General features: G+C 27.7%; 18 protein-coding genes and 1 pseudogene. 6 read left to right on the top strand and 13 right to left on the bottom strand.

Annotation, left to right across the window (positions count from 1 at the left end; genetic code table 4):
* Nucleotides 1–63 precede the first annotated feature (63 nt).
* Nucleotides 64–765 carry a potassium channel family protein gene (locus MSROBK_RS00455; RefSeq protein WP_040092496.1) on the top strand — a complete coding sequence of 234 codons (702 nt, stop codon included), beginning with the start codon at nucleotides 64–66 and terminating at the stop codon, nucleotides 763–765.
* A 10-nt stretch (nucleotides 766–775) separates the two neighbouring features.
* On the opposite strand, the gene gatB is transcribed toward MSROBK_RS00455, so the two are convergent.
* From gatB to ptsP, 8 genes and pseudogenes are all read right to left on the bottom strand, one after another.
* Nucleotides 776–2,218, bottom strand: coding sequence for an Asp-tRNA(Asn)/Glu-tRNA(Gln) amidotransferase subunit GatB (gene gatB, locus MSROBK_RS00450; RefSeq protein ID WP_040092495.1), 1,443 nt, complete (start codon nucleotides 2,216–2,218; stop codon nucleotides 776–778).
* Nucleotides 2,211–3,686 carry an amidase family protein gene (locus MSROBK_RS00445; RefSeq protein WP_040092494.1) on the bottom strand — a complete coding sequence of 492 codons (1,476 nt, stop codon included), beginning with the start codon at nucleotides 3,684–3,686 and terminating at the stop codon, nucleotides 2,211–2,213. Before MSROBK_RS00445 ends, gatB begins: the two co-directional genes overlap by 8 nt.
* A 1-nt stretch (nucleotide 3,687) precedes the next feature.
* Nucleotides 3,688–3,981 carry an Asp-tRNA(Asn)/Glu-tRNA(Gln) amidotransferase subunit GatC gene (gatC, locus tag MSROBK_RS00440; protein ID WP_040092493.1) on the bottom strand — a complete coding sequence of 98 codons (294 nt, stop codon included), beginning with the start codon at nucleotides 3,979–3,981 and terminating at the stop codon, nucleotides 3,688–3,690.
* Between the two features lies 1 nt (nucleotide 3,982).
* The gene (gene ligA / locus MSROBK_RS00435) at nucleotides 3,983–5,986 is read right to left on the bottom strand and encodes an NAD-dependent DNA ligase LigA (protein WP_040092492.1); all 2,004 of its coding nucleotides are present in this window, start codon (nucleotides 5,984–5,986) and stop codon (nucleotides 3,983–3,985) included.
* A 10-nt stretch (nucleotides 5,987–5,996) separates the two neighbouring features.
* The gene (locus MSROBK_RS00430; protein WP_040092491.1) at nucleotides 5,997–7,619 is read right to left on the bottom strand and encodes a hypothetical protein; all 1,623 of its coding nucleotides are present in this window, start codon (nucleotides 7,617–7,619) and stop codon (nucleotides 5,997–5,999) included.
* A gap of 113 nt (nucleotides 7,620–7,732) precedes the next feature.
* The gene (locus MSROBK_RS00425) at nucleotides 7,733–8,215 is read right to left on the bottom strand and encodes a PTS sugar transporter subunit IIA (RefSeq protein WP_040092490.1); all 483 of its coding nucleotides are present in this window, start codon (nucleotides 8,213–8,215) and stop codon (nucleotides 7,733–7,735) included.
* Between the two features lie 85 nt (nucleotides 8,216–8,300).
* Nucleotides 8,301–8,588 carry a hypothetical protein gene (locus tag MSROBK_RS00420; RefSeq protein ID WP_040092489.1) on the bottom strand — a complete coding sequence of 96 codons (288 nt, stop codon included), beginning with the start codon at nucleotides 8,586–8,588 and terminating at the stop codon, nucleotides 8,301–8,303.
* A 54-nt stretch (nucleotides 8,589–8,642) separates the two neighbouring features.
* A pseudogene (gene ptsP / locus MSROBK_RS00415) lies at nucleotides 8,643–9,932 on the bottom strand (phosphoenolpyruvate--protein phosphotransferase); the annotation flags it as partial.
* Between the two features lie 301 nt (nucleotides 9,933–10,233).
* On the opposite strand from ptsP, the gene MSROBK_RS00410 reads away from it, so the two are divergent.
* From MSROBK_RS00410 to MSROBK_RS00390, 5 genes are all read left to right on the top strand, one after another.
* Nucleotides 10,234–10,473 (top strand): hypothetical protein, encoded by a 240-nt coding sequence (locus MSROBK_RS00410; RefSeq protein WP_040092486.1) that lies wholly within the window; start codon nucleotides 10,234–10,236, stop codon nucleotides 10,471–10,473.
* A gap of 690 nt (nucleotides 10,474–11,163) precedes the next feature.
* A complete protein-coding gene (locus tag MSROBK_RS00405; protein WP_133165036.1) occupies nucleotides 11,164–11,352 on the top strand; it encodes a hypothetical protein in 189 nt (62 codons plus the stop codon).
* Between the two features lie 2 nt (nucleotides 11,353–11,354).
* Complete coding sequence (locus tag MSROBK_RS00400; protein ID WP_157944213.1) at nucleotides 11,355–11,492, top strand: hypothetical protein; 138 nt, start codon at nucleotides 11,355–11,357, stop codon at nucleotides 11,490–11,492.
* Nucleotides 11,493–12,197: 705 nt separating this feature from the next.
* Nucleotides 12,198–13,127 (top strand): recombinase RecT, encoded by a 930-nt coding sequence (locus tag MSROBK_RS00395; protein WP_052443407.1) that lies wholly within the window; start codon nucleotides 12,198–12,200, stop codon nucleotides 13,125–13,127.
* The gene (locus tag MSROBK_RS00390; protein ID WP_133165035.1) at nucleotides 13,112–13,612 is read left to right on the top strand and encodes a hypothetical protein; all 501 of its coding nucleotides are present in this window, start codon (nucleotides 13,112–13,114) and stop codon (nucleotides 13,610–13,612) included. Before MSROBK_RS00395 ends, MSROBK_RS00390 begins: the two co-directional genes overlap by 16 nt.
* A gap of 205 nt (nucleotides 13,613–13,817) precedes the next feature.
* On the opposite strand, the gene MSROBK_RS00385 is transcribed toward MSROBK_RS00390, so the two are convergent.
* From MSROBK_RS00385 to MSROBK_RS00365, 5 genes are all read right to left on the bottom strand, one after another.
* Entirely contained in the window at nucleotides 13,818–14,195 is a 378-nt protein-coding gene (locus MSROBK_RS00385) for a hypothetical protein (RefSeq protein ID WP_133165034.1), read from the bottom strand.
* Between the two features lie 77 nt (nucleotides 14,196–14,272).
* Entirely contained in the window at nucleotides 14,273–14,905 is a 633-nt protein-coding gene (locus MSROBK_RS00380) for a hypothetical protein (protein WP_040092481.1), read from the bottom strand.
* Between the two features lie 2 nt (nucleotides 14,906–14,907).
* Nucleotides 14,908–16,110 carry a hypothetical protein gene (locus tag MSROBK_RS00375; protein WP_040092479.1) on the bottom strand — a complete coding sequence of 401 codons (1,203 nt, stop codon included), beginning with the start codon at nucleotides 16,108–16,110 and terminating at the stop codon, nucleotides 14,908–14,910.
* Nucleotides 16,100–17,017, bottom strand: a complete 918-nt coding sequence (locus MSROBK_RS00370) for a hypothetical protein (RefSeq protein WP_040092478.1) — start codon at nucleotides 17,015–17,017, stop codon at nucleotides 16,100–16,102. The genes MSROBK_RS00375 and MSROBK_RS00370 overlap by 11 nt, the downstream gene beginning before the upstream one ends.
* A 484-nt stretch (nucleotides 17,018–17,501) precedes the next feature.
* Nucleotides 17,502–17,939, bottom strand: a complete 438-nt coding sequence (locus MSROBK_RS00365) for a hypothetical protein (protein WP_159373196.1) — start codon at nucleotides 17,937–17,939, stop codon at nucleotides 17,502–17,504.
* Between the last annotated feature and the right edge of the window lie 165 nt (nucleotides 17,940–18,104).

The following is an 18,104-nucleotide window of genomic DNA, read 5'->3' as shown; positions in this document are numbered from 1 at the left end:
CTAATTATTGCTAATAATAAAAAAAATAGTATAATTAAAATTGCAATAAGGGAGAAGCATTCAATGGCACGAAGAAAAAGTTTTGCAATTATTGGACTAAATAACTTTGGTCGTTCAATTATTGAAACATTAATTGTAAGAAAACAACATATTATGGTTTTTGATGTTGATCAAGCCAAAGTTAATAATATGATTGCTAGTTATGACCAAATTGATGGTGTTGCATTAGATTCAACGGTTAAAGCAAATTTAATTGAGCAAGGATTAGACCAATACGATACAATAATAGTTACGATGGCAAGTAATATTGAAGCTAGTGTTTTAACAATCATTGGTTTACAAGATATTGGTATTACAAATATCATTGCAAAATCAAAAGATATTCGTCATACACGAATTTTAAAAGCACTAGGAATTACTAATATTGTCCAACCTGATACTATGGCTGGAAGCATTACTGCAACTAAAGCAATGTTTGATATTGAAATTGAGATCCAAACAGTTGATGAAAACTATGCATCATTAACAATACAAGTAACTGACCCAAGTATTGAAGGGCAATCACTATCTGACTTACGTTTTATTAATAATAAAGATTACAATATTGTTTATGTTAAACGCAAAGGACGAGTTATTTTACCAGGGGATGTTGATTCAATCAAGTTAGACGATGAATTATTATTTATTGCTAAAATTAGTGCAATTAATGATTTAACCATTAAACTGCAAAAAATTGATAATGAATATGAAAAAGATGGTAAATAACCATCTTTTTTTATTTTGTTTGTTTTGCTGTAATTAAGGCGAGAACTACTTGTTGCCCAATTCCTGGGGCAACTTGCCCTTTTGTTAACTTCATTAATTCTCCCATAAAGAACTTAACAACACGTTCTGGCCGTTGGTCATACTGTTCTAACATGGCTAAATTACTGTCAAAAACTGGTTCAATAATTGCTTTGATTTCAGCTGGATCACTAACTTGTTTTAATCCTAAATCAACAACAATTTTTGCTGGGGGATAATCCTCTGTTAAAATTCGTTGTAAAACTATTTTTGCTTGTTTAGTAGAAATTACGTTCTTAGTAATTAATTCAATCATTGCTACTAAATTTTGCGGTGTTAATGCTGTTTCACCTAATGTTACATTTTTTTGATTTAAATAAGCGGTAACATCACCAATCAAATAATGAACAATTGTTTCATATTGTGATGATAACTTAATTGCTGCTTCAAAAAAAGTCATTAAATCATAATCTTGTAAGATAATATCAACATCAACCGCTTTTAAATTTAATTTCGTTAAATAACGCTGACGAATTGCTGCTGGTAGTTCTGGCATCTTATCTAAGACCGTTTTAATTCAAGTTGGTGATAATTGAATTGGAAAAATATTTGGCTCTGAAAAATACTTATAATCAGTCGCGTCTGTTTTTTTCCGCATTAAAACAGTTGTTTTAGTTTTTTCATCAAAACGGCGGGTTTCTTGTTCAACTGTTTGACCCATTAATAAAATTTCAGTTTGTCGTTTAATTTCATATTCAATTGCTTTTTCAACATTAGAAATTGAATTTAAATTTTTTAACTCCACTTTATTTCCAAAGGTTGAAATACCAACCGGGCGTAATGAAATATTAACATCACAACGAAGCGAACCTTCGTTCATTTTGGCATCACTAACTTGGGTATAAACTAAAATTTCTCGTAGCGCTTCTAAATACTTTCGAACTTGAAATGCTGATCGTAACATTGGGTGGGTAACAATCTCAATTAAACCAATTCCAGCACGATTATAGTCTAATAAGGTCCCAAAATCCTCATGTAATTGCTTTGCCGTATCTTCTTCAATATGTAAACGTTCAATCGCAATTTCCAATGGTTTACCATTTTCATCAATAATTGTTAAATGCCCATTGCGTCCAATTGGATAATATTGTTGAGTAATTTGAAATCCTTTTGCTAAATCAGGATAATAATAGTTTTTTCGATCAAATTGAATAATTGGATCAATCGTTAGATTAAGTGCTTGACAAGCAAGCAATGCTAATTCAACTCCTTTTTTATTAACCACTGGCATTACCCCAGGATAACCAGCATCCATTACGTTAACCATACTATTGGGTTTAGCACCATAAGTAACAAGTCCTAGTGAAAACATTTTTGTTTTTGTTTTTAATTCCACATGATTTTCAATTCCAATTATTACTTCAAAATTAACCATTGTTTTTTCCTCCCTCTGGAGCAACTCTATTCTTAATGCCAATTATTTCTTCAATTAGTAAACTAGCATTAAAGACCTTTTGGTCTGCAAAAGGAGCTGCATTAACATTAATCCCAATTGGCATATTATCAACAAAAGCAAGCGGTAATGTTAAAGAAGGATTTCCCATCAAATTACCTAAAACCAATAAATCATCAACATAATTTTCTAATTCTGCTTCGGTTAAAATTTGATCTTTAATATCACTAATTTTTGGAGCAACAGTTGATGCTGTTGGTAATAATAAAATATCATAGTCCTTAAAAACCGTCGTTAAAGCATCAACAATTAACTGGCGAACTCGTTTTGCTTTTAAGAATAACAGCGTTTGGTTTTCTTTTGATAAAGCATACGAACCAATGACATAACGACGCTTCACAACATGACCAAATCCTGCTGTTCGTGAATTCATCATTACTGCTTCGTAACTATCTCCATCAACTCGTGTTCCAAAGTTGATTCCATCCAGCATGGAATGACTGCTTACTGCTTCAGCAAAAGAAATTACCATATAAACTGGTAACAATGCCTTTAGCAAGTCTTCGGGAAAATCAATTGCAGTAACCTTAATTCCTCCTTGCGCTGTTAATTGCGTATATAAACTATCAAAATGTGTTTTGATTTCAGCAGGTAAAGCTGAATGAGCATTTTTTAAATAAGCAAATTTTTGGTTTTTAACTACTGATGATAAATTTTTAAAATAATTTTGTTCCTTACTTTTTAATGAAGTAGCATCTTGGTGATCTTCTTGTGCTAAATAATCAAAAACAATGGCACTATCTTCCACCGTACGAGTAAAATAACCCACGGTATCTAACGATGGCGCATAAGGAAAAACACCATACCGCGAAATTAAACCATAAGTTGGTTTAAAACCAATAATTCCACAGTAACCTGCTGGTTTACGAACCGAATCACCAGTATCTGTTCCTAAAGCAAAAGGTACCACGCCAGCAGCAACTAATGCTGCTGAACCTGATGATGACCCCCCTGTAATGCGGGTTAAATCTCATGGATTTAAAACATCACCAGTTAAAGCATATAATCCATGCCCCCCCATTCCAAGTTCATCTAAAGCACTTTTCCCTAACAAAATACTATTATTTTGTTTTAAAATATTAGTTACTGTTGATTCATAAGTGGGTACAAAATTTTCTAAAATTTTTGAACTTGCTGTTGTTTTAACCCCTTTTGTTGCAAAATTATCTTTTGCAAAATATGGTAAAGCAAATAAATAATTATTTGTTGATACGGGGACTTGATCTAGTTCTAACGCTAAAGCTGTTGCTGCTGTTGTTAATTCAGTTACGGTTGCATTTAAAACTTGATGCTTCGCTAAATTAGCAAAAGCTTCCTTAACAATTTGTGATGGCGTAATTTTTTTAGTTATCAAAAGTTGATGTAATTCTTTAATTGAATAATATGTCATACTATTTAACCACCTTATTAATTACGATATAATCATCCATTGTTTTTGGAGCTGCTGCTAAAATTTCTGCCTGAGAAGAAACAACGGCTGCATCGTCTTCACGTAAATAATCAACCGTTAATTCAAACGGAAAATGCATTGAATGAACATTCGTTGTATTAATTTTTTGCACTAAATCCATTTGTTGTAAAATAACATCAAACTCTTTACTCAAATTTGTTAACTCTTCATCTTTTAAATCCAACATAATATTATTTGCTAATAAATGTAAGTCCTCTTTTGTAATTCTTGCCATATTATTCCTCCTTTATTAATAAATTATTAAATTCTTCCTCATTAATAATTTTAACATTTAATTTTTGTGCTTTTACTAATTTACTACCTGCATCACTACCAGCTAACAAATAAGTTGTTTTAGCACTAACACTATCTGAAGTTTGACCACCATAACTTTCAATTAACTCTTTAAAATATTCTCGTGGTTTTGATAAAACACCAGTAATAACAAAACGATAATTTTCAAATTTTTGTGACAATGTTTGATTAGTAACAAGATATGTCATATTAATCCCTTGTTGCTGTAACAAAGCAATTTCTTGTTGATTTGCTACAATAGCAAAATAATCAACAACACTAGCTGCAACAATTGGGCCAACATCATTAATAACTGATAATTGTTCAATATTCATTGCAACTAATTCTGCTATTGTTTTAAATTGTCGCGCTAATAATTTTGCTGTTTTTTGGCCAACATGACGAATTCCTAATCCAAATAATAATCGTTCTAATGAATTTTGTTTTGAATTATTAATTGAAGTAATCATATTTTCAAAAGATTTTTCCCCAAAGTTTTCTAATTGAATAATTTCCGCACGATATTGTGATAATTGATATAAATCACTAAAACTCTTTAAATATCCTATTTTATATAATCGTTCAATATTTTTTTCACTAACCCCTTCAATATTCATTGCGTTACGAGAACAATAATGTTCTAATCCCCGCGTGATTTTCTTTGGGCAAACTGAGTTAATACAATATTGATCGACTTCCCCCGTTACTCGTTCTAATAAAGACTGACACTCGGGGCAATGCGTTGCTTCTTGTCATTTTTTCGCTTTTTGCTGACGACGCTCAACAACATAATTAATAACCTCGGGAATGATATCACCCGCTTTTTTAACTTGGACATCATCGCCAATTCGAATATCACGTTCAGTAATAAAATCAGCATTATGTAAGGTTGCTGCACGAACAATTGTCCCCGCAATACGAACTGGTTCTAACACAGCATTATAAGTAATCCGCCCTGTTCGCCCAACAGATGGAAAAATATTAAGTAATTTTGTAACCACTACTTCTGCTGGAAATTTATAAGCAATCGCTCATTTTGGGTTTTTTGCAGTATAACCAATTCGATTATATAGACTTAAATTATTTACTTTAATGACAATTCCATCAATTTCATATCCTAACTGATGACGTTTTGGTTCATATTCTTGGATATATGCTCAAACAGCAGCAATATTTGAACAATAACGATATTCTGGATTTGTTTTAAATTTTAATTGTTCTAAACGTTGCAATGAATCATATTGATTTTGAATTTCATCGCCTAGGGCATTAACATAATAATATAAAAAAGCATTTAAATTTCGTTTTGCCACAATTGTTGAATCCAATTGACGTAATGTTCCAGCAGCAGCATTACGAGGATTAGCAAATTCTGGTTCACCAAGTTTAATTCGTTCATCGTTAATTTTGTTAAATTCTTCCAATGACAAATAAACTTCCCCCCGAACAGTTAAATTTGGGTGATCAATTCGTAGTGGTACTGATTTTATTTTTTTAATATTAACAGTAACATCTTCACCAATCACACCATCACCTCGTGTAGCGCCCATTATTAATAAATGATTTTCATAAACCAGTGAAATTGATAATCCATCAATTTTTAACTCACACGTATATTCAACTTCTGATAACCCCGTCAACTCTTTAATTTGTTCATCAAAATGAATTAAATCATCATAATTAAAAGCATTTGCCAAACTTAACATTGGTGTATTATGGACATATTTATTAAATTTTTCACTAATTTGACCCGAAACCCGTTGGGTTGGTGAATCAATTGTAATCAATTCACTATATTGTTGTTCAATTGCGATTAATTCTTGCATTGCCCGATCATATTCTTGGTCACTAACACTCGGGGCATCATTAACATAGTACTCATAATTTCATTTATCCAACTGTTCTCTTAGCACTAAACTTCGTTTTTTTGCTGCTTCAAAATTCATAATTTCCTCCTTATTTCATTGCTCTTAATTTCTGCTTATTGTGGGGTGGCATAGTTGGCTTTTTCAAATGTCACTTTTTAAAGGGCTTAATACGTAGGGCATAAACACTAATATTTAAGGCAACTAATAATGCAACAATGAAGACCGTAGCATTGTTTAATAACGCTTGTTCATTAAAAATTAAAATTAGAAAACGTCCCACTAATGGATTGAAAAACGTTACTGTTAAAAGAGATAACATATTAATTGGTGTTTTTGCCGCAAAATTTGGGATTTGTTCAAAAAACAATAATCAAATTAGCGCTAACCCCAAGAAAACAAAGGAAATGATTAAGAAAACAATATTCGTTCATGGTTGAAAGCGCATAAGTTCTAACTGAACATATAATGCCGAAGCAATATTTTCTAACGTTCAAAAGTTCAAATTATTTTCCCCCGTTGCTAAAACAACAACTGAAATTAAAGTGAAAATAAACGGCACCACAAACAATAATTTCTTGCGACCAACATACATCATCAACTCAATATCATGGACACGAGAATAATTTCGATATAATAAGATTGATAAAATTAACATTAATAAAAATAACCCTAAGAAAATAAAAATTAATAAGAAGTTTTTGATTTGAGCATTATAAAAAATAAAACATAATGTTGGAAATAAAATGAACTTAACCATATCTTTTAAGAAATTAGTTTGATATTTTAGCATCGTAATCCATGTTGAAACATAAATAATAAATAACATAATATAGGACGCATCTCATTCAAAAGTAATATAACTTGAAAAAATAATTCCAATAATTCATGGCATATTACGACTACGATATTCTTCATTAGTATAAATTGTCATTAAGATAAATGTTACAAAGAACAGACTTGTTAACATATTTTGCGGATGTCATGAATCATAACCAAAATAATAAATTAATAATTTTGATGCTGATAAAACTAGCAAAGATAATAATCCAATTAAGAAACGATTACTTTTTTTATTAGCAAAGTTACTTAATAATGTTACAAAAATCGAAGCAAATAACATTGCATCTAAAATATTTAATAAATTTCAAATAATTTCACTTGGATCAATTCCTGTCATTACAAATCACACTGAAACATTAGTAAATCACGAAAGTGAAGCTAAAGCACGAGCATTTCCAACAATAACATCCGGATTTAATTTAAAAATAATATTATTATCAACAGAATCATACTGATAAAAACTTAAAATATACGTATTAGTAATGTTTAATTCCGACGGTGAAATAAAATAATTTTTTAAATAATATAAAACCATAAAGACTCCAAATGCCACAAAGAAAATGGCATGATTTCAATCTCATAAATTAATGTTAAACCAATAACGAATAAATAATAATAAAAATAATGAATATAAAATATTAATGTATAATAACGAATAAACTAAAATGATATAGCGTAAATCAGTAATTAATTCTAACGGAATCAATAAAAAAGAAATTACAGCAAAATAAAAGAAAAAACCCATAATCATCCCAAAATAAATGTTCTTAGTTCGAATCTTTAAAACTTCTGCTAAAATTGCTCCTGTGGAAGAAAAAACTCAATAATAATATAGAAAAAAGGCAATCGCAATTAAAACTATTTTTGTCATTTCATCTTCTCCTCTTCTTAACAATTATAGCAAAAACGCGGCAAAATATTAGGGATCTTCCAAAAATAAAAGTGATTTTTAATTATAAAATCACTTATTATTTAGCTTATTTCCTATTTGATAATAGCAATAACTTCCCCTTGTTTTACTTTTCCTTCTTTAACAATGGTAATTGTTCTACTACTCATTGTTTCTGGTGTAAACACAATTGGTGTATATAAACTTGGTACTTTCTCTGCTTTTAAAACAGCTAAATCAACTTCACATAACAAGTCGCCTTGTTTTACATTATCATCTTGTTTCACTTTAATATCAAATCCTTTACCATCTAATGAAACAGTATCCATTCCGATGTGTAATAACATTTCAACACCAATATTACTTTTAATTCCATAAGCATGCCCTGTTGGAAAAACAGTAATTAATTTTCCCGCCACTGGGGCAACAAAGTTTCCTGCACTTGGTTTAATTGCTAAACCATCACCTAACATTTTTTGTGAAAATACTTCATCCTCAACTTTATCTAAGGCAATAATCTCACTATCCACTGGGGCAATAATTTCAAGTTCTTTTGATTTTTTACTAAACAATCCCATCATTTCTTCTCCTTATTCTTTTAATCAGACACTGCTGTTATATATAATTAGTATACTATAAATTAATTAAATTTACTTGCTATTTTTAAAACAAGGGAAAATCAGCTAGTTGATTAACTAAAACTAAGATTAAACTAATTAAACAAAAAACACAACATAAAAAAAGAATTAAATATTTATTTTTTCGAAAAGCAGCCCGAATTGTTAATTTTTGTTTGGTTGTAAAGTCATCATTATGTGAATTTTGACGAGCTTTCCGTGACTGTCATCACCATCAACCACCACTTGCAATTGATAACAATGTAAACAATACAACCAAAACAATTAAGACTGATACTGGAATATTACTTGCTTGCGCATTTAAATAAAACATTAAAATCACCTATTTAATAAAAAATAACACTAATAGTGTTATTTTATCAAAAATTTAAACATTTAAAGCACTTTTTGTTGTTTTTTGTACTAAAGCTAATACTTCTTCAGCAGTTTGACAAGTTAGAGCTTTTGCCACTAATTGTTCCATCGCCGGAACTTCTAATTTGCTAATAACTCGACGGGCATTTAAAATACTTGTTGCTGACATTGAAAAGTAATCTAACTTCATTCCCATTAAAAGGGGAATTGCTTGTTCTTCTCCCGCCATCTCACCACACATTCCAACTCATTTGCCTTCTTTATGAGCTCCATCAATAATTGTTTTAATTAAACGTAAAATTGATGGATTATATGGTTGATATAAATAAGCAACAAATTGACTCATCCGATCAGCTGCCATTGTGTATTAAATTAAATCGTTTGTTCCGATTGAAAAGAAATCAGCATGTTTTGCAAACTGGTCCGCCAACATAGCTGCTGATGGAATTTCCATCATCATTCCAATTTCAATATTATCCACAACTTGATGTCCGGCTTTAATTAGATTTGCTTTTTCTTCTAATGTAATTTCTTTTGCTGCTTTAAATTCATCAATTGTAGCAATCATTGGGAACATAATACCAAGTTTCCCGTGGACACTCGCGCGTAATAAAGCTCGTAATTGTGTTCGAAACACATCCGTTTTATCTAAATATAATCGAATCGCACGATAACCTAAAAATGGATTCATTTCTTCTGGGAATTTAAAATATGATAGTTTTTTATCTCCCCCAATATCCAACGCACGAATAATTACTAGTCGGTTTTGCATTCCTTCTAACACGCCTTTATATGCTTTATATTGTTCATCTTCCGTTGGAAAATGATCATTATCCATATATAAGAACTCACTTCTAAAGAGTCCAATTCCTTGGCCACCATTATCTAACACCCCTTGAACATCTTTTGGGGCCCCAATGTTACCTTCTAAAACAAATTTTTGGTATCCATCTTTTGATACGGTGGGGTTATCTTTAAATGCTAATAATTCTTGTTGCAATTGGAAAAACTTTGTTCGTTCTGCGGTTCAAGTTTTAATCTCGTCAGCTGATGGGGCTAAAATAACCTCCCCAGTTGTTCCATTAATCATCATCGCTTCATTATGTTTTGCCTGTTTTGTAACATCTTTTAGGCCTAACACTGCCGGAATTTCTAAACTACGAGCCATAATAGCAGCATGGCTAGTTCTTCCCCCCATATCACAACTAAATCCTTTTGCAAATTTAGGGTCCAATTGCGCTGTTTGTGATGGTGTTAAATCTTCTGCGATAATGGTCGTATAAAAAATATTGGGGTTTTGGAAAAAAACTCGGAAATTGAATAAGAATAATAAATTAAACCATTTACTAAAATGGTTTTTTTATTTGTAAAACCAAAATTATTAATTGATTCAGAGAAAGGACAGCATCTTAAATTCTTAAAATAGAAACTTTTTACACAACTTTCTGATACCCTCTTTAAGTTGTTTACACATTTATAAATATCTTAGAAATTTTTACAAAGTGTACCTGTTTTTTCTCCTAATTTAAGGTGTTGTCTTTTCTTTGTTTCAGTTAATTAGTTTGTTAATAAATAAAAAAACTTAATAAAAGAAGGAGTAAGTAATGGAAATTAATAAACAACAAAAAATATGTGATGTTATTGATTGCTATAAATCAATATCATTCATTACCAAAGAATTTTTATCAAATAAAGTTTTATGAACTTGTGAAAAACATAAAAATTTATTAAATCATACAAAAGATAAAAACCAAGAGTGGTTTTATAAACGTTTAGAAAATTCAAAAATTATCTTTGATTATAAAACTGGTTTTTTAAAACTTTGATTTTATAAAACAACTTAATGCAGAGTGGAACGGTTATTTTAAATAACTAAGTGTTTTTATTCCACAGGAGGCGGTCTAGCACAGCGGTAATCAGTCCGGAAATAATAGACGCTTTAACAAGCGATAGTGGTGATAAGTGCGCGGTCAACATCGAACCACAATAAACAAAAGAGATGGTCACTTTATAAATAAATTTGCGATAGATATTACTTCTTAGAAGTGACAGCGGTTTAAAAACCACAAAGTCAGCATTAGGCTCTTCAAGGTGCAAGTAGATTTATTTTAAAAACTGAACGCTTTGACCTGAAATGGTGCGGGTGAAGAGAGAGAAAACTCTCTGGCTACAAAAACAAAAAACAACTGTCGATTATTTAACTAACAACATACCGCCACCGCTCACCCACAGCGAAGCGGATGGCGTAGTAAATAAAATAGATAAATACAATACTTATATAACTAATTCTCGCTTTGGCACTTTCACTTGGTAGTGAGTGCCAGCGAGTTAAAAAATAGGAAAAATAATTTAGGAGGTAAATATGAAAAAGTTAAATAAAATTTGTCTTAAACAAAAATATTGAGGATATTGCTCAAAATGCAATCAAGAAAACAAATTACAAGAATTAATGTTTAAAAGTTATTCAGTATCATTTTAAGATATGACTGATGAACATTGAGCATTAGGGAAACAAAATTAGGAGGAATTAAATTATGAATAAAAGATACGTATTAATAATGAAATATAATAATTTGTTTGATAAAACAACTATTTTTAAAACAGATTTTTTTTATACATTAGAAGAAGCGAGGATTACTGCTAATGTTGAAAATGAAAATCATTGATTAACAACTATTATTGATTTAGAAGATAGCAATATTAAATGACAAGGAGATAAATAATTATGTGAAAAGATGAAAATGGTTATGTTTATACAGAAGAAGATTTATTTAATTTAGCATTAGATGAATGTTATTCAGAAGAAAGTGCTTATGAATATATTGATAATTTAATTAATGAAATGGAATTAGAGGAAATTTAATTATTGAAGATTTAAAATTAAATAATGAAGTTAAAAATATTACTTATCCGTTTTATTTAAAAGGAAATAATTTTAAAGAATTAAGCTTAAAAGCATTAACAATTAAAAAGTGAATTGATGAAAATGGACAAGAATTAGCAGAATTTATATATCGACAACAAGCTTGATTAATAAATGGAGAATATAAATCACAATCACTAAAAGATTTAAAATTAGTAGTTTCAAAAATTGATTATATTTTTAGAGAACCATTAGAAATAATAAAATCTTTTAAAGATGAATTAAATTTTATTAGAAAAGATATTTTAAATTTAGAAAATAATATTAAGAATAATCATGATTCTTTAAAAAATAGTGTCATTAATATTCAATTTCAAAAACAAAATAAAATTATTGAAACTCATAAAAAAGAGCAATTTTTAGAAATTAAAAGTATAGCAAAACAAGAACAAGAATTAAAAATTATTACTAGTAATTTTCGGAAAGAAAAATTATTAATTAAAGATATTGAGGTTATTGGTATTAATGATGATTTTTTACAAAATGCTGATAAATTAGAACTCATTAATCTTATTAAAAATTATTTAACTGTTGATGAACAAATTGTTAAAAATGAAATTAAAGATCAATGAGATAGTAATAAAGATATTAATTTAATTGGGGTTAAAGGTATTAATTTTAAAATAAATAAAGGAGAAAAATAACATGACAAATATTGTAGAATTTTTAAGAACAGATAAGGTAACTGATTGAATAAAAAGTAAATTTTCTAATGAAAATGAAATTGCAAGATTTAAAAGTAATATAATTGCAATATCAAATAGTAATGAATTATTACAAAAAGCAGATCCAAAAACAATTATGACTGCTTGTTATCAAGGTGTTTTATTAAATTTACCAATGGAAAAACAATTCGGTTATGCTTATGTAGTACCATATAATACAAAAATAACAAGAATTATTAATGGTCGTGAAATCCAAGAATGAATTAATCAAGCCCAATTTCAAATGGGTTATAAAGGTTATATTCAATTAGCCCAAAGAAGTGGCCAATATTTAGATATGTCAGTATCAGATGTTAGAGCAAATGAATTAATAAATTATGATCGTTTAAAAGGTACTGCTTTTAATTGAAATCAAAATGAAGATGAACGAGAAAAATTATCAATTATAGGTTATGTAGCATATTTTAAAATGGTTAATGGTTTTGAAAAAACTTTATATATGACAAAAGAGCAAATGGAAAATCATTTTATGAAATATTCTAAAACTTATGCTAAAAATAAATCATTTTATATTGCTAGTTTTGATGAAATGGCCCTTAAAACAGTATTAACATCATTATTAAGAAAATGAGGTATTATGTCAGTTGAATTACAACAAGCATATAAATCAGATCAAGCAGTTATTACAACTAATGATGAAAAGATTTATATTGATAATGATGCTACTTTCATCCAAAATAATGGGCATATTAACGATGAAACTTTATCAAATAATATAAATTTAAATTATAATACCCCACCTAATGATGAAATAGTGGACATAAACGATAATGTAGTTAAAGAAGAAGATATATCAAATGTAGTACCAGTAGTTAATAATAACAATGATGAAGAATGAGCCAATTGATAAAAATAGGTATTGACCCATCAGGAACTGGTACTACGGCTATTGTTGTTTATAAAAATAATAAATTAATAGATAAACAAGAATTTACAAATAAAGGCTGAAAAGAACATTATGAATTTATTATAAATTATTTGAAAAATGAAAAACTATTTGGGAAAATATTATCAAATAATCATAAACTAGAATATTTAATTTTTATAGAAAATTGTTTATATACAAATGCCAATGGCTCAAAAGATAGAGATGATTTATTGAAATTATTAGGTTCATTAGAAACGCAAGGATATATTGCTACTATTTCACCAAAACATACAAAATCAGTTGTTAAAAATATGGAAAATTTAAGTAAATATAATGATGGTTATATATGAAAATATGAAAAAGATGTTAATTTAACTTATCAATATGGTAAAAGTTGAAAATATAATAATGAAAAAATAAGTAATCATTTACGAGATGCAATTATTATTGCTAATTATGAAAGTTAATTTATGAAACATTCATATAATCAAAAAACAGGAAAATATTATTCTTGTAAAATTCGGAATATAAATGTTTACTTAAATGAAAATGAAGAACAAGTTTGAAATGAATTAAATTTTAATACTTATTCGCAACGAATTGAATATCTTATAAACTTTTATATAACACACAATAAAGAAAAATAAAAAATAACCAATTAAGGTTATTTTTTTAAATATTATTTGTTAATTGTCTAATGGCATCTTTTTGTGCTTGTTTTTTATCATTAACTTTAACTTGTTTTTTATCATTAACTTTAACTTGTTTTTTATCATTAACTTTAACTTGTTTTTTAACATTTTTAATTTGACCTGTTTTTAATGCTAATTCTGTTGCATAATCAGGTCCTCGTAAATGTTTTTCGTGGGCAATAACAGCAGTTCTTAATTCTCTGATTTCTGCTTTATATTTTTTAATTTTTTTAGCAGATAATCCTAGAATACCAAGACTACCCATTCCACCCGCACCCGCTAACACAAGTAAAGCAATCATTAATGTTTCATTCATTTTATTTAATTCCTTTCTTATTCTTACTCAAACAGTGGCCATCTATCCTTTCAGAACAAAATAATTTATAAATTAAACTATATAACCACCCAAAAATATCAACCGCCCCTATATATAGTCTATTTTAAATTTAATTCTTTGTTATTTTCTTCTTGTTTTTGTTTTTTAATATTTTCATTTTGTATATTTTTAAATATTTCTTCTGTTATGCCATCTAAATTATTTCATTGTTTTGCTAATCTTGGTTGAATAACACGCGGATTAATCCGACAATCTAAACAATGTCTTAAATGGTCTTTTTTTCATTTTGATTTATCAATTCAAATGATAATTAAAGAAATTATTAAAGTAATTAAAGATAATATTGTAAATACTAATCCCATTTTAGATATTTTTAATCTTGGTATATCAATTTTCATATCTACTTTTGGTTTACTACTAGCAACAAATATGCCCTGAATTCCATGCGTAAATAAAGGTGTTAATAAAATAGCAATGCCATTACCTCAATATTGACCATAATTATATCAATTAATATCATCTTTAATTGCATTAATAATTCCATATTCTAACCAACAATTTAATGCTAAAAATATCAATGTATAAAAACTAACTACTCAACTACGAATTTTATATTTTCTTTCTCATTCTCTAATATCTTTATGAGTTCAATTATAAGTTGGAATAGGGTCTTTTTTAAATCAATTTCAAGGTAACGCCCCCTTTAATCAAGTTGTTTTATCTTGCTTCATAATTAACTCACCAATTTTCTTTCAATTTTTAAATTACCTATATTTACATTATCATAAGAACTAATAAGACCATTTGTGTCAATATACCAACCTGAAACACCTTTACTATATGATACAACAATTCCACAACCAATATCAAAATCTTTAAAAGTTTCTACAAACATATATGGTAAAATTGAAAATTGACATCATATTTTATATTTAAATTTAGAACTATCAAAATCTTTAATTTGATATTCAGTTGCTGGTTTAAAATCACTAGTATCTACAAATTCTCAATCATTACCAACACTAATAGAAATATCACCATTACCTAATAATGAATTACCATTAATAGTTTTAATATTTTCCCCACTTACTAATTTATCTTGTTTAAGAATAATATCTTGTGATGTTTTTACAATATATTTATCATCTTGCTTATCAATATAATCTTTATTTAAATCACTATCTTTAATACCATATGATGGAATATCACCACTTTGTTTTGCTTTTCAGACATTATCTTCATAATAAATCGTGTTATTATCAAATGGAACTATTAATTTAATATATTCATTATAATCAATTTTAGAAAAATCATTAATAATTGGATAAGTAATATTTATTGAACCATCTGTTTGCAATCGCTCTTTTAATCAAAATAATAATGTTGGATAAAATGTTTTTTTAGTAATATATTTATATTCTTCTTCTCATGGATGAGAATAGTTTCCTAAATGATAATTATACGGTCTAGATACCGTTTTACTAGATATAATATCAATTATTTCACCTGCTAATTTTAAAGCATTTTTAACATCACGAGTAATATTTTCATTTGCTTCTGGGTCATTAGTTTGTGAATATGCTACACCACCTTGTGAAAATGAAGCACTACCAGTTAAATCATTAACTCCTTTTGGTAAATATCAATTTATAACTGCTAATAAACAAGCCGATTGAATATAACTTAATCATTTATCATATTCAATTAAACCAGTATTATCTTTTTTTACTCAGGGAAACAAATCTTTTTTATTAATTTTATCTGAAATTGTCCCACCTGATAATCTATCCATTCATAAACTAGTTTTTAAAATAGCATTATAAATTAAGTTATCATTACAAGCAGATTGCTTTCTATCATTAATAGGTTGTCAAAGTTTACTTTCTTTCACATCTTCAACTGTTATAAATAACAAATTACTTAAATTATTTTCCATATAAAACACCTCTTAATTGATTACGATATTTATTTTTTAAATTACTTGACTTATAACTATTAACTCTTGTTTTTGTTTTCTTAATTGTTTTGATAGTTTGATTAGTTTTGTAAAACATATTTTTAACTGGTGATTTATATAAATTCTTAATATTTTTAACATCACTTTTTCGTTCTCGATACCATTTTTTATTATTAATTTCACCAGCAAAATTAAAATTAAAATGGCCAATCTTTAAATTATTAATAAACTTTTTAATTTGTTGTAATTTTTGAACTGTTGGTAATGTTAATTTATTAGTTCCTTTGGGATATTTTTCTTTTAATCCTCTTGGCAGTCTTTTTTTAATATAATTTCTTAAATGACTAGGTAATCATTTTCTTAATCAATAACGTCAAAATAAAGTACCCGCATTAGAAACGGCATTACTTAATAATTTTCATATTTCAACTGGAACACTAGGATAAACATAAGGTCCATAAAACTTAGGATGTTTTGCTGTTTTTGTATATATTAAAATAGTTAAATTACCTGTTAAAGTTAATTTATTTGTAATATTAAACATACCACTATCAAGTCAACTACTATTTAAAGGTTGTCAATTAGTATTTAGATAATTTTCTTTTTTAAATTGTTCTCTATTTTTAATATTATTATCTTTTTCTAATTGACTTAATATTTGTTGAATTTCTCTTTTATGACCCTTTTTAATTAAATCTAAATAAGTAAATGGATTTAACCACCGATAAATATCTTCAATCTTATTTGTAATTTTTTGTAGCGGATTAGAATAATATGAAGCAAATTTGTTAACCTTATTAATTAAATTAACAAATTTATTTATTATTGATTTATTACCTAAATTCTCTGCTAATAAAGTTAAAATTCGTAATATTAGTAAATTCATTGTTTATTAAGAATTTTTAATTACAACATCAATTGGGTTTGTTTGACCCGTAGCGTTGTTTTTACCTTCAATTTGAACTGCAACAGTTTTATTGTTTGTAATATCAATTGGTCAATCTTCACCTTTACTTTCAATAAAGTAATCATAATCATTTTCTGTTAAAGAATTATTTACCGTTTTTACTGCTTTTAAAACAACATCTTTAAATTGTGGTTTTAATTGTTCTGCTGTTGTTTGTGTTGGGTCTGTAACGTGAATAGTTGGTTTATCTAATTTATTAATTTTACTAATATCAATTTTACTTGATGATGGAATTACATAATCAACAGGTACTCTAAATGTTTTATTTAAATTATTTTTAGCAGTGTTAATTTCCTCTTGTGTTGGTTGTTTTTCTAAAATAATCTTACATGTTTTAGGATATAAAATAGTTGGTGTTGCATATTGTACTTTACCAATTCATTAGGGTTAGCAGTATCATTATCTAAAACTTGTGAATAGTATCCATATTAATTGGATAAGCTCATACTTGTTTATTAATAATTAAACCATTTACATTAGTAAAAATTATAACCTTTATCACGATTAACTTGTCCCTTTTGTATATGTTTTTTCTAAATGAAAGCTTTTTGATACAGGAATACCCATTGCTGTATTTTTCATATAATTCACCATTAACCATTGCTTTTAATTGTGCTTGTGAACCAATTACTTTTAAATAAGCAGGTGTTAATCCTAAATAGGCTCTACGACCTAAAACCATAAACATTTTATCGGTTGGCAAACCAAAATATAAATTACTAATTTGATTAGTTAATTCAATCAAAGTTTCATTTAATGTAAAGAATCCTTTATTTGCATCATCAGCATTTTCTGCTGTATAACTACGAAATGGAATTACTTCATATTGACCATCTGCCAAGCAATAATCATAAATAGCCTGAATTAATTCACATTCTAAATTAACAAATTTATTCTGTACAACACTAGAAATAGCATCAGCAATAACACCATTTTTAATTTTTTTCTATTAATGCCAAGTCAAAAAGCCTCATTCATTAATTTTAAATTAAATCTCTTATCAATA

The organism is Spiroplasma poulsonii, from assembly GCF_009866525.1.
GTDB classification, from domain to species: Bacteria; Bacillota_I; Bacilli_A; order Mycoplasmatales; family Mycoplasmataceae; genus Spiroplasma; species Spiroplasma poulsonii.
This window is presented reverse-complemented; position numbering and strand designations above follow the sequence as displayed.